We start from the raw sequence: 14,816 nt of genomic DNA, 5'->3' as shown, positions 1-14,816 counted from the left end.
GTCCAAATATAATCGAAATGAGGTTTAGTAAAAAGAAGAAGGGAAGAGATGAATGAAGGACAAATTGACAAAAAGTTTAACAACTTTAACGTTAGGCACGGGGTTATTGCTTAATCCTGTTGCACAGACTCCTCTTGATCAGGTCGCCGCCGCATCAACAGCATCACCCATTGACCAGGTACTGGAAAAATTGACTCCCGAGCAGCGGCAAGCATTAAATCAATTAAAAGTGAACAATTTAGAAGGACTGCAACTATCCCCAGAAACGAATCTCGAAAGTAAAGAAGAAATATCTGTCATTGTAGAATTTAAGGACAAGCCCGCTGAGACAGCGGTGGTAGAGGCTGCTGCTAATGGTAAGAAGCTGTCACTTGACGAGGCTAAACAAAAAGCTGAAGCAGCACATAAAACATTCAAATCAGATCTGCAAAAGATTTATAAAAATGAAACTAAAAAGAAAAAAGAAGTTTATAAAGTAAAAAGGTCGTATAAAAATGCCTTTAATGGTGTTGCGATTGAACTGCCTGCCAACAAAGTGAAGGCTTTATTGGAATCCAACGAAGTAAAAGCGGTATGGTCAAATGATGAGGTACATGTAGAGCCTCCTGTACAACAAGGTAAATCCTCTAACGAAAATAATGAAACAGGAATGCGTACCTTTCCAGGAGTGGATAAATTACATGCTGAAGGACTTACCGGCGAAGGGATAAAGGTAGGGGTACTGGATACAGGCGTTGATTATAACCATCCTGATTTAAAGGATGCCTATAAGGGCGGCTATGACTTTGTGGACAATGACAATGATCCAATGGAAACGACGTATGAAGACTGGAAGAACTCAGGATACGGAGAAAGGAATCCCCTCACAGGTGCATACTATTATACTCATCATGGGTCACACGTTTCGGGGATCATTGCCGGTACAGGGGACAACAGTGTCGATCATGCCGTAACAGGGGTAGCGCCAGATGCTGATTTATATGTCTATCGTGTCTTGGGGCCCTATGGTTCCGGATATACAGAAGATGTATTGGCAGGGATTGATCAAGCGGTAGCGGATGGACTGGATGTCATCAATCTTTCACTTGGAGCAAACTACAACAACCCAATGTATGCAACAAGCATTGCAGTAAATAATGCCGTACTTGCCGGCGTGACAGCTGTCGTATCAGCCGGAAACAGCGGCAGTGGCTTGTATACACTTGGTTCTCCGGGAACTGCCCCATTAGCTATAACGGTTGGTGCCAGTGACACTTCCGAAAATGTTGTTACGGCGAAAGGAACACTGCATGCAGACACCACGATTCCTGCAGATTTGAAATTACTTGGAAAAGGGTATGAAGATAACTTGGAGGAGCTAATGGGACAAAGTATTCCAGTTATCGATGTTTCCCTCGGATATGAATCCCATTATAATAATAAAAATGTGGAAGGGAAAATCGTTTTAATTCAACGTGGCATTACAAGTTTCGTGGATAAAATTACAATAGCCTATAAAAAAGGTGCAAAAGCTGTTTTGCTCTATAATAATATTCCGGAAGAAGGCTTCATCCCGACCTATTTAGGGGAAGGCTATCAATTTGTCCCGACATTCAATCTATCTTACGAACAAGGAAATGAGCTGAAAAAGAAAGTCTCTGCCGGAGAAGCAACATTCTCTTTTGATGAAATGGGACAAGAAACGACCGAAGGAAACAAATTGGCAGACTTCAGCTCCCGTGGTCCCGCACGTACAACATATGACATTAAACCGGAAGTAACAGCTCCTGGTGTCTCTGTATTCTCAACAATCCCATCCTATATGCATGGAGAAGATCAAATAGGGAAGTATGAATACGCCTACGACCGATTATCCGGAACGTCAATGGCAAGTCCAAATGCCGCGGGTGTGGCAGCGTTATTAATACAATCAAATCCAGAATTATCACCATCAGAAGTTAAGCAAATTTTAATGAATACGGCAGATCCGTTAAATGGAGATTACAGTGTGTACGAAGTAGGTTCCGGTGTTGTCGATCCATATGAAGCTATCCATTCAAACACAAGAATTGAAGTGCTGGGCAAAACGTTGCATCCAGTTGATGGAAAAGAAAAAAGCATAGACAATAATACGGGAGCTATCAGCTTCGGTACATTTGCCCCAAATGGCAAACATCTAACAGAGGATCGTTCCGTTGTCCTATACAACAACAGTAAAGAATCCAAAACATTTGATGTAACGGTACAGTTCAAAAAGAATCGCAGAAGCTCAAAGGATGCTTCGGAAAACGGAGTGAACCTTACAACCAAATCAACAATAAAAGTTAACGGAAATGCCAAGAAGAAAACGAATGTATTCATGACGATTCCAAAAACAGCAGAACTGGGCACATATGAAGGATATGTCGTGTATACCAATAGAAACAATCCGGATGAAACCTACCAGGTTCCTTTTGCCATTCAAACGGTGGAAGAAGGAATCAATTATTACAACCTTAGCCACGAAGCAATGACCTTCCCTTACAATTATTTTGATGTAAGTATGACTCGCTTTATTGACGCAACATTCAATTTAAAATCACATATGAAAACACTTGACCTATTCCTAGTAGATGGAAAAACAAACAAAGAAATCGGATTTATTGGATCAGTTGATGGATTTGCTTCGAGTTTAACGAATGGTGACTTGACTTTAAGGAATGCCTTTGATGGGATCTATTACCCACTGACAGGAAGTCCAGATAAACCACTTGCTCATCATCCGGAACGTGCTGAGCCTGGTTTTTATAAAGTAAAGGTCGTTGCAACAAACGATGATGGAAAGACTTTCTCGGAAACGGATACACTATACATTGACTATAATGCACCAAAGCTTTCTCTAAAACCTGAGTCGGGTGTATATGAATACAAACCAGAAGAAACAACAGTCAAGATTACAGGTTCAATCTTCGATAAAGAAATTGGGGAAATGAAAGAAGCAGGTGTTGATGTTACTCAAGGAGATAATAAGATTATCTATCGGGATTATCTTAATTTCCGAAATAGTGGAGAACTGCCGGTTAATGAAGATGGAACGTTTTCAGTTGACATTCCAATGGACGAAACAAGACCAATGCATCTCGATTTTACCGGGATCGATCCGGCAACTAACAGAACATATGTAGAAAGCAGTGACATTTACTTCATCAGAGAAGGGGAGCCTTATGCACTCGTGCAGCCAGACAGACGGGCAGCAGGTATGGGTGAAACTTTGGATGTCGCTCTCTCCTTAAATAATGTGGAGAATGTAAAAGAAGCAGTTTACACATTCAATTATAATAATTATTATGTTGATATTGCAGAGGTTAAACCAGCATCAGCCATGAGTGATAAAATTTCAGTGAAAGTTGAAAATGATAATTCTTCCCCTTATTCTTCCCAGTTAAAGGTTACAGCAACCTTGAAGGAAGGACAGCAGCCTTTGTCTGGAGACCTGAATTTAGTCAACGTGACGTATAAGGTAAAAGATGAGTGGTATGGGGGAACACTTTCACCAAGCAGTCTGAGGACTTCCATTACCGATGCTGAAGGAAACACTCAAGACATGTTGTTTAATGCAGCACCTCATTTTCGTATGAATCCCGAAGCAAGGGCTGAAGGTACCATTAAAGCGGAGGCATTCATGAACCCATATAATGGTGATCCTGCAACGAATATTGACTATTCAAAGCTCAGTGCAGAAGCAAAAATGACTGGTGTGGATGGAACCGTTTATGAAGGAACTATAGAGAATGGACCAGGGTTTGACTTCAATTTACCATTAACAGTAATTGGTGAACAATTCAATATGGAATTGGATGTACCAGGACATTTCACATTCCATAAAATGTTTAAGATGGGTCCTCATGGGAATAAAGATATCTTGTTCACGACACTCGAAGCTGGTGATGTAAATAAAGACGATGTCATTGATGTGATGGATGCTGTTTACATTCAAGAGAAGTGGGGGACATCCGATCGTAATGCAGATATTAACTTCGATGGCAATGTCGATGCAGCAGACATTGGATTTGTGAAGAAGAATTATCTCCTGCAAAATCCATCAGCAGAGAATGCTCCGAAAGCGAAAAAGAACTACAAAGGCAAATCCTTGGAGAGGATTCTGGAGGAGCTTGGAGTCCAATAAAATCAAAAAAAATTGAGCAATTTTATACTAATCTGTTAGAGTGTTTAGGGGTTAATTCCTTAAACACTCTATTTTAATGCTCATCTAAGTAACAAAGAATCTCTATTTTAGCACTATGTCATATAGAATTATTGCCTTGTTTCAGGCTGAAAATGTTCCCCGCATTTTTTGTAAGATGAGCCATGTAATCACGCTAATTACAATTAAGACGGTTTCAAGCGTTAAGATATACCATGGATACGGTCCCAGTACATCAAATAGACTAGGGCTATTTGGTTTGTGGCGTAAGAACCAATAATTTCCGTCTGCCTGCTTATTCACGAACAAGATGATCGGCATTAGGAGGTTAATAAAGACAATAAGTTTTGTAAACGACCGGAATGTAGGGTGATACCCTTTTACCCACGTAAAATACAACGTTACCCATACGACGAACAAATGGGAATAGAAAAAGTGAAGAAATCGAAAGTGGGGAAAATCATATGTCAATGCAGGGGTAATGATTGCTTGTGTCGCACCTAAAACAGCAATAAAAAACAATAATTCAAAGAATATCTTTTTTCTGGTCAATAGTAAACAGATACATAAGATGACAGCGATATTACACAACTCCAAAGGCATGGAACGGCCGAATTTCCATACTCCATGTACATACATCCATACATGATTCATAATCTCCATTAAAATCAAGGAATAAGCTGTTCCTTTTTCAATTCTTCTCCATTTACTATCATTCAAATTTTTTCGGTATAGAAAAATGATGACTGCAACAAATATAAAGATGGCTAACGTAGCGACGTGACTTACAGAAAACAAGCTAAAATGGAAAGATTGATGACTTTGGCCAAACCAATCCATGATTTCCCACCCCTGGTTTAAATATAGAGCAAACTTATGGTGTGCTTTTTGGAAGGTTTTTATACGGCTATTATGCTTTTTATACTAAAATATTGAGGTTGAGATCAAGGTGAAAGCAAATTTAAACGTTGTGGAGTTTCCTGAAGGTAAATTAAAAGGCCGATCCTAGTGATCGGCACTTTATATTTAGAAAAGATGTAAAGAGGATAGGGAAAATCGAGTGAATGACAAAGTCGACTCACTTGATTCTTTCTTCCTGCTTCTTTTTTCTACGATATAAATCCAGCGTCTTATATCCTTCAGACAAGATTTCAATCATCTGATGGGTTCTTTTGTCACGTGTGGATTGCTGTTTAGCAGAAAAGATTTGCCTCGCCCAGTCCTTTTGATAACCAGGAGTCAGGTTTTGATAGAAATTCAACTCTTCCGGATGGTCTTTAAGTAATGCTTCAACATCCTTTACATTATCCTCATAATCTGCGACACATTGACTGGAAGCAGATGTCTTCACTACTTTTTTCTTTTCACGTTTCATGCCGACAACCGTAAAGACATCGTCCATACTCACCATACGTGAAAACTTGATATCGCTTTCCCCGATATAACCATCATCTCCCACATTTAATGCCGGAAACATTTCATCACGGTGAATATAGGTATCAAATCGAGTATTCCCTTTTTTGGGATAGGCAAAAAACACATATCCTTTTGGAAGCAGGACTTTTTCGTTCTGAAGGATCTTGTTTAAATTTTCAGTCATCTCCCCCAGAGTTTTAACAAAAATAAAGATAGCGTCATGATTCTCCGAAAGAGTAGCCGGCATGCCTGTAAAGACCGTGTAATCATCAGGCTGATGAAGGACAGCCATATTCTTATATTTGGTTAATTTTAATTTGTCAATGATAGTAGTCAAATGTAATTCCTCCAAGAAGTATAGTAGAGTGAAAGTGAATTTTGAAATAATTTCAGTTTTAATTAACGAATGGAATTCTAACTTTGTCGATCGATTTAACGATTTACTAGCGGAAACCAACCACTGCTCTCCTGGCTAAAAAACAACAATGTTGACGAAAACAGCCTGATACTACAAGTAGCATTCTTTCCCATTTCTTATTATAGAATACAGATGTTTTGTAAAGAAATGGGCGGATTAATTTCATCGATCCTATCAGCTATGATCAACAAGTCGGGGGTTAATTGATCATAAATTGATCCTTCATCTATCATTTTCCTTTTTCCACAACGGTTCGAGAGTTTCCCCAAATAACTAATTATTTTTTCATTCTTTTGTCACTGTCAACAGGTGAAATACAAACATTTAATGAAGCATTCAAGGATAAAACTCCTATTATTTATAAAACTTTCACTTATTTTCCCCCAATAGGAAAATGTCGATTTCAGTAGAATATGTATAAGAGGTGCACGCTATTTCTAGATTGATAGAAAAGGAGGGGGAAGTTTGACACAAAGGTATAGGCGGCATTTATCAAGGAGAGTTCAAAGCACGTAGCATGCATCTGTTATCTATGTCTTTTACTGATAGTTGGTGCATCCTGTTTCAAACAGAAATATTACATGATTGCTAGGGACTATTTTGTACTAGCATAATCCTAATCTACTTCTAAGATTCTTCATCATGTGTAATAAGAATGAAATTTATAAAAAAGGGTGAGAAGATGAAGGGTTCCTTGAAAAGAAGGCTATCAATCGCATTAATGTTCGTCCTACTGCTAAGCAGCTTTGTAACACCTGTGGGTGCGGAATTCCATTTTTCAAAAGACGGACAATCAGCAGTCCCTAACAAACAAAAAGCTGAACTGCCTATAGCTGATTCAGCTGAAGATATTGGTGATCATCCATTATACGGACAAGATGGGACTTCACTTGATCTAAATGAAAAAGTTCGTTTAATCGTCGAAGTCGATGTAAATGAAAAGGCAAAATCCATGCCTGAAAAACAGGTAGAACAAGTGAAAAATTCGTTTATGAAAAAAAGAGATAGTTCTTCTAAAGTCATACATACGTATTCAACAGGTTTTTATGGATTCAGTATGGAAACGACGATGAAAGAAGCACATAAAATCAAAGAGGCAGACGGAGTAAAGGATATCCGTATCGCGAAAACGTATGAACACATGGATGTAAAGAGCAATGAGCTTGTGGAAGCGATGAATGTATGGTCAAAATACAATTACAGCGGTGACGGAATGGTCGTTGCGATTGTAGACTCAGGAATCGATTATGAGCATGAGGCTCTGAAGCTTTCCGAAAAAGGGAAGAAGAAAGCAAAGTATAATGAAGAGAATATTCAAGCGAAACTGAATGAAACAGAAGTAAATGATATTTGGTATACGGACAAAGTACCGACAGGTTATGACTGGGCAGATAAAGATACCAACGTTATACCGGCTAGTAGTTCCCACGGTACACACGTTGCTGGAATTGTCGGGGCATATGAAGAATCCCAGAAAAAGGCAATCGGAGTCGCTCCTGATGTTCAGCTTTTAGCTGAGAAGGTGTTCTCGGATAATAATGGCGGTGCGTATGATGATGATATTGTCGCAGGTATTTATCATGCGGTAGAGTTCGGAGCGGATGTCATCAATTTAAGCTTGGGATCTGATGCAGGGGTGGTGGATCCGAATGACCCTGTCCAACGAGCGATCCAATATGCTACTGAACAAGGAGTACTAGTCGTAGCTGCTGCAGGAAATGCTTCATATAGCACGAAGCAGAACATACTTGAACGTTCTCAACTACCATTAGCGAAAAATCCAGATATCGGACTCGTAGGTGATCCAGGGATTACACCATCTGCACTACAGGTTGCTTCATCAGAGAACGATCAGATGAAAGTCGATACCCTTCGTCTGAGTGATGGAAGCTTGTTAGGATATCAGATATCGCCATATGCAAAAAAATTGATTGGTACGTTAGATGCCGACAAGGAGTATGAGCTCATTTTCGCTGGTGAGGGATTTGGGAAACATCTAGAAGGTTTGGACTTGGAAGGGAAAATGGTTATTGCCAAACCAGCAAGATATTCCACCTATTCAACCCTTCAACATGATTTAAAGAAAAAGGGTGCTGCAGCTCTGATTGTTATACCACCAAGTGACTTTACACCGTATTCTACATTGATATTTTCTGCTAACTCCATTCCGGCCGTGACAACTGACCAAGAAACTTCTATACAATTGGTGGAAAGGTTAAAAAGTGGAGAGAAGGTGACCGCTCAATTGTCAGATGAAGGGCTTTGGGTGCAAAACCCTGAAACGGAACCAATGTCGTACTTTTCTTCATATGGTTCACCAACTGATTTAAGTTTTAAACCGGAAATTACAGCTCCTGGCGGGAAAATAAGTTCTACTGTCCTTAACAACCAGATTGAAACAATGAGTGGAACATCAATGGCTGCTCCACACGTTGCAGCCGGTGGAGCTTTACTTCTTCAAAAGTACTATGAAGAGCTTCAATTACCTAAAAATAAAGCTACTGTTTTAAAGGCCAAGAATGCTCTGATGAATACATCAAAAATTTTAACAAACCCGGAAAATGATAATACGCCTTACTCGCCTAGACGCCAAGGTTCAGGGTTGATGAAAATTGAACAAGCGGTCAAGACACCTTACCTACTGCAACATTCAGGTGCTCCTTTAGAGAAGTCCTCATCTGTTGCATTAAAAGAAGTGGATCGCACGTTTGATTTCACATTAGATGTGGAGCCAATTGCTAAAAATCTAGAAAAAGCGAATCATCAGTATGAAATTGTAGTAGATGTGTTAATGGATGAAACAGAAGAAAAAACATATGGCGGAGTAGAAAGAAATTACTTGACGTTGAACTCTGTTCCTATAGAAGATGCCGTTGTTAAAATAAACGGGAAACAAGTAACTGATAAAAGCAGATTCCAATACAAGCCGCGTCGAGATGACGAAGTGAACATCTCTGTGACACTGCCAGAAGAGTTAAGTGATGGGCGATTTGTGGAAGGGTTCGTTCGATTTGTACCAAAAGGCAGTTCTGTAAAAGATTTAACGACTTTAACGATGCCGTTCATGGGCTTTTATGGTGATTGGGATTCACTTGATAATATCGACGAGAGTCCAGTGAATGGAGATCCCTATTTAGCGTATACAGTTTTATGGAATGACATGTTCGAACTTCCATTGGGTTATGATCAACAGACAGGTAAATTTGATCAAAACGCGGTTGGTTATTCGCCTAGGTCAATTGCTTCGGGTATACATCCTTCCTTCACTGCATTTCGTAATTTGAAAGAAATGTCCCTTAGTGTCCAAGATGAAGAGGGAAATACAGTTTCCAACATAACAGATTTTAGTGAATATACGGAAGGTGGAAGTCCTTATACTTTTAGAAAGAATATCATGAGCTACCGGGATTTTTATTACAAATTTGATGGAATCGTATGGAGCGGTAAAGATGATGAAGGAAACCTTCTCCCTGATGGAAACTATTATTATGTGTATGAGAGTACGTTGAATTATGATGGAGCTGAGCCTCAACAAACGAAAATTCCTATTAGTCTGGATTCTGTCTCACCTGTTGTTGAAAATATAAAAATAACGAATCAACCGGATGGAAAGTATAAGATTACATGGGATGTCATAGAAGAAGGAAGCGGTTATATCGGAAGCTTCGTTTGGGTCAATGGCAAACGCAAGAGTGTGGCAGATGGGTCCACAGAGGTTATTTCTGATGAAAAACCTGAAATTGTGATGGTGTCAGCAATGGATAATTTCCGGAATGCAGGCGTTGGATATACCGGTAATGAAGACCTGCTGCATGCAGATCCATTTATCAATTACTTCTATGTATCTGGAACTAACATCAATGAAAACAAGCCTGCATCCATCCTGATCTTTGGTTACAAACGAATGGATTGGCATATTGAAATCTCGGATGCAGAAGGCAATGTAATAGAATATGCCGATATTGAAAACGAACATTCCATTTATGGATTGAAATGGTACCCAGGTGCTGAATACCCAGACGGGGACTACTATGTAACCGTCACAGGTACAGATGAAACGGGATTATCGTTAACGTCCGATCCGAAGAAAATAACTGTTAAACATTAATTTATAAGCCAAGAACAGCCTTCAATTAAGGTTGTTCTTGGCTTTTTTCATTAAAGTAATAGTCTATATCGTTAATTTAAGATCCATTTATTATGCACTTACACAAAAGCCGTACCCACGAACCTTAGTTCACGGGTACGGCTCACTAATATTAGTTTGTAATCCCTAATTCCTTTTTCACTTTCTCCAGTGTCATACCTTGATGACTTTTAACAGCATCTTTTAATTCATCCAATGTATGGTTTCTCGTCAGATAATTCTTTTCTACATAACTCCAATCCTTCTGATCGACAATGCCATCTAAATTGATGTCAGCGGAACGATCATCAGTCTGCCATTTTTCTTTCAGGTATAGCGCATCAAATATATCAATGACATCGTCTTGGTTCACATCACCTGCATACGTAAACGCAGTGATGGATGTCAATGTCCCGGTAATTTCTCCATCTTCCTCTTTATTCACCATGATTTCTTTAAGATATGTGAAGTGACCCGGGATATTCACTTTTAGAGTATATGGTTCAGGATTTACCGGTATGTTATCGAAACGGAAGCCTGCTCTATTAGTAATTCCAGCTGTGTATTCTTTTCCGTCTGGACTAATCAACGCAACGGAAGCACCGACTTTCGTATAGTCTCTCGAAAAATCAATGGAAGTGTCAGGATTTAAGAAACCTTGACCGACAAATCCCCCACTGATGATACCCGTTTGTTTGAGTAGCTTCAACCCTTCAATATATCCTTGTGCCGTGATGGTGTCTCCATTCGTGTCAATGTATCGATTACTGGTAAAGTTGAACCCTGCATAGTCAGTCCATTTCTTATCGGTCACTTTAAAAGTAACATCCAGCATTGGAAGTTCTCCTGTAATCTCTTGATCTCCTTTAAGGGTAAGGTCTACCTTGGCATTAGAAACTGAACCAATAGACATATCAGTTTGTACATTTACATCGTAACCGGATAACGCATCATTTTTTTTAATATCGAGGATTTCCATCGAATCAGTATAGTATAAAGTGAACTTTGCCTCTTTTAATTGTTTTACATTGTTGGCCGTCATCGTAAATGTAACAGTGTCTCCAGGTTTAGCGGATTTCTTATCGTAGGTTCCTGTCATGTAGGAAGTACCTTCAGGAAGAAAATTATACGTCTTTTTTTCCGTTTTGTTCGTCGCAGCATCAAGGGCATCCAATGCTGCTATATTATATGTCGGTCTGACAAGAGGGATATCCATTTCAAACGTACCATCTTCATCGGGGAAGATTCTATATTCATGAAGCATCGTGTACAAATATTCATAGATGAAATTATCTGCCTGACTAATGTCAATACCTGCATCTTGAATATCCTTTACTTCCTTGTCAATTAATGTTCCGCTTACTGGGTAGGATTCCTGACCTTCTGAGAATTCATAAACAAGCTTATCATCAATACTCGTTTTAAATTCTGGTTTCGTATTATCGACAAAAATGTCTTCTTCTTCAGTAAAGGTTCTGCCATTTTCATTCGTTGCAATAAATTTCAATTTATAGTGTCCTTGTTTGGCGAACATTTCCTTTAGGTGGACGGGATAATCCTCATCTCCTGTAAACGGATAATAATTCCCGCCATATCCGTACAGTCCATATGGGACACCAATTTGTAAGTCACTTCCATCGAAGTTTCCGACATATCCAATATCTTCACCTGTTTTTCCATCAGCTAACACAACATCCACTTGCTCCACGTTGGAATTTAACTGGAAACCAAAGGCAGCAACAGGGAAAAATCCAAAATAGCTTCCTGGATTGGTGGTTAATATTTGTTTATCGAATGTTAAGAAGTCAAATCCTTCTCCAGCAACACGGATCGAAAACGGAATTTGATAGACTTCATCTGAATCGTTTTCATTTTCATAGGTGATGTATCCTTCGTAAAACCCTTGATCTGCTGTTTTTGGAATCATGACAAAGGCATTGGTTTTCTTAGATTTTCCGGGTTTAACCGAGATCTTCTTATCAAATACAACCTGAACACCGTTCTTGTTTGCACCAAGGGATTGACTTGTAAATTCAACCTTTCCTGTGAAGGTTTTCGTTTCCTTGCCATGATTGCTTACTTGTATTGTGCGCTGATCACGAATATGTTTCCCATCGTTGTATTGGAGGCCAAAGCTGATGGAGCCTGTTTTCTCATCAATGATGACTTCTTCTCCATTTGCAATGTTGGCTGTCTCATCGATTACTTGGAATTGCATGGATGAATGAATCGCTTCATATGGGTCGACTCTTCCTGCACCCACTTCAAAGACGCTATAATCCCCGTTTAACGGATCAGCCGTATTCATCAATAGTGTTTTTATGTCTTCTGGCTGTAGATCCGGATTGGATTCTAATAGAAGGGCAGCGATCCCGGCTACTTGAGGAGCAGCCATGGATGTCCCTGATAATCGCTGATACGCATATTCATAGTTGTCTACATCCTCAGGATTTATCATGTAAGATGGAACAGTGGATTGAATACCTACTCCAGGAGCTGTCACTTCAGGTTTGATATCATAATTAAATTTAGAGGGTCCTCTTGAACTGAAATCGGCTAAATGATCACCCTCTGTTTGAACGGTGCCGATTTTATTAAACATGAAGTCTTCAGAATTTGAGAGTTTTTCAAGTAATGTTTCTCCATCGCTTTTTGTTAAACTGAATGTTGGGATGAAATCCTTATTTTCACCCAGGAAGTAAGGGATATGCCCTTCTTCTTCGTTATTGTTGTAGATCATGATCGCTTTAGCCCCATTTAGCTTTGCATATTTGATCTTGTCATTCAACGTAATTTCCCCGCGACTTACAAGAACGATTTTGTCATGTACATCTCTCCCGGAATAATCATCAGACCTTCCTAATCCGACTTCTACGATTGGCAGTGCCTGACCTTCGAAATCTTCTATTTTATCACTATAGTGTTTTCCTAATAACTGTAGGGTAACAGATTGCGATGAAAGCTGACCTACGTATGTAATGATATCAAGTTGAGTATCACTTGCACCAACCGTTAATGCCAGTGCAGAAGATCCCGGTGATCCAAGAGTATAGGCTTCATCACCTGCGTTTCCTGCAGCTACGATTGTCGTTACCCCACTAAGGACGGCATTGTTAACCGCGACACTGGTCGGAAAATAGGGATCATTGATGGATGCACCTAATGATAGGTTAATGATGTCCATGCCATCTTCTACTGCTTGGTCGATTCCTTTTAGCACATTTTCTGTGGTCCCGCTGCCATATGGGCCAAGCACTCTATACCCATAAATGTCTGCATCAGGAGCTACGCCTTTCGTGGCATAGTCACTACCATTTGTACCTTGACCGGCAATGATTCCGGATACATGAGTACCGTGTTCCGTATAATAAGAATGTCCCATTGAAAATTCTGGTTTGTATTTAGCATTCTTCCAGTCCTGATAGGTTGTTTCCATTGGATCTTCATCATTATCTACAAAGTCATAACCACCTTTGTAGGCTTCTCTTAAATCAGGGTGATTATAATCTATTCCAGTATCTATGACACCAATTTTGAGTCCTTTACCGGTCAAACCTTCTTCATGCAATCGATCAATTCCCAGGTATGGATTGCTATCTGCCATTCTAGTAGAAATACCGAGACTTGTTACCTCAGTTGAACTAGGTGGATCAATTCTAAATGTTTCATTCCCCCAAATCGTCTTTACAGTTTGAGTTTGTAATAATGATTTTACCTTATTTGCTGGTAAGGTGATCGCAACTCCATTAAACGCCTCAGTATAATGATATTTAATGTTATATGACTCTTCTTTGGTCTTTTCCTTTTTGAATATTGCCCCAAGTTCTTCTTTAAACTTCTTTTGCTCTTGGTCAATGGCTTTTTTAGCGTCTGTTTTTGTCAGATTCTTACCTTCTGAGCTTGCTAGAAGTTGAGCTGCTTTGACCGGCTTCTGATGTAACTCCACAATAATAGAGATCTCTTCATCGGTATCAAGGTTGACGGCAGAGGATAACTGCAGCCCTGTTTTGTCGTTTAATTCTAAGTTCTTTAAGGCCTTTCTTTGGGTATCAGTAAGTTTACTTAGCATTTCCGTATGAGAAACGGGAGTTTTTTCTACTGTCTCCCCCAATGCACTTTCAGGGGAATAGGATATTGTGCTGAATACCATCCCCAATGAAAGTCCGGCTGTGGCTGCTTTTTTTACTAACTTGCTCTTGTCCAAATGATACACTCCTTCTTGATAGGTATTTAGTAAGAGGGGTGAATTTTCTTACTATTATAAAAATCATCTCATAAATATAATGGGGAATGTATGGGGGTAATTTAGAGAACGAAGAGCAACGGATGTATCTATAATTCTGGGTAATTCGATTTATTATTTTGTGTATTTTCATCATTTAGCTGAAAGTTATTAAAATGGTTTAGTTCATTTGATAGTCTGGTTTTTCCCAAATGTTCATTCGAATTATCCCATCTAGAGAAATATGTGCATGTCTAGGTAGCTGTATGATCACGGATTTTCAATATTGCCCAATTTATATGGTAGTAAAGACCTGGTATAATGGTTTGCTTTTGTGTGCAATACTCTGAAAATATAGATTTTTCAGTATTCATCTACTCATTAGAAGTAAAAACAATTGAGAACGCCCAATGAAAATGGACTAGAATTCCCCCAAATGACATCATGAAGATTCGACAATATAATTGGAAGT

General features: G+C 39.2%; 5 protein-coding genes. 2 read left to right on the top strand and 3 right to left on the bottom strand.

The window, feature by feature from the left end; translation table 11 throughout:
- Window positions 1-52 precede the first annotated feature (52 nt).
- On the top strand, window positions 53-4,144 hold the full coding sequence (locus RSX31_RS15170; protein WP_315635068.1) for a S8 family serine peptidase: 4,092 nt from the start codon (window positions 53-55) through the stop codon (window positions 4,142-4,144).
- A 141-nt stretch (window positions 4,145-4,285) separates the two neighbouring features.
- On the opposite strand, the gene RSX31_RS15165 is transcribed toward RSX31_RS15170, so the two are convergent.
- On the bottom strand, window positions 4,286-5,002 hold the full coding sequence (locus RSX31_RS15165) for a YwaF family protein (protein ID WP_315635067.1): 717 nt from the start codon (window positions 5,000-5,002) through the stop codon (window positions 4,286-4,288).
- 238 nt (window positions 5,003-5,240) lie between these two features.
- Window positions 5,241-5,870 (bottom strand): YdeI/OmpD-associated family protein, encoded by a 630-nt coding sequence (locus RSX31_RS15160; protein ID WP_315635212.1) that lies wholly within the window; start codon window positions 5,868-5,870, stop codon window positions 5,241-5,243.
- A 781-nt stretch (window positions 5,871-6,651) separates the two neighbouring features.
- On the opposite strand from RSX31_RS15160, the gene RSX31_RS15155 reads away from it, so the two are divergent.
- Window positions 6,652-10,104, top strand: a complete 3,453-nt coding sequence (locus RSX31_RS15155) for a S8 family serine peptidase (protein ID WP_315635066.1) — start codon at window positions 6,652-6,654, stop codon at window positions 10,102-10,104.
- A gap of 151 nt (window positions 10,105-10,255) precedes the next feature.
- On the opposite strand, the gene RSX31_RS15150 is transcribed toward RSX31_RS15155, so the two are convergent.
- On the bottom strand, window positions 10,256-14,326 hold the full coding sequence (locus RSX31_RS15150) for a S8 family serine peptidase (RefSeq protein WP_315635065.1): 4,071 nt from the start codon (window positions 14,324-14,326) through the stop codon (window positions 10,256-10,258).
- Window positions 14,327-14,816 lie beyond the last annotated feature (490 nt).

Source organism: Rossellomorea yichunensis, from assembly GCF_032337515.1.
In the GTDB taxonomy this organism is placed as follows: Bacteria; Bacillota; Bacilli; order Bacillales; family Bacillaceae_B; genus Rossellomorea; species Rossellomorea yichunensis.
The sequence above is the reverse complement of the archived record's forward strand: the minus strand, read 5'-3'. Positions and strand labels throughout refer to the sequence as shown.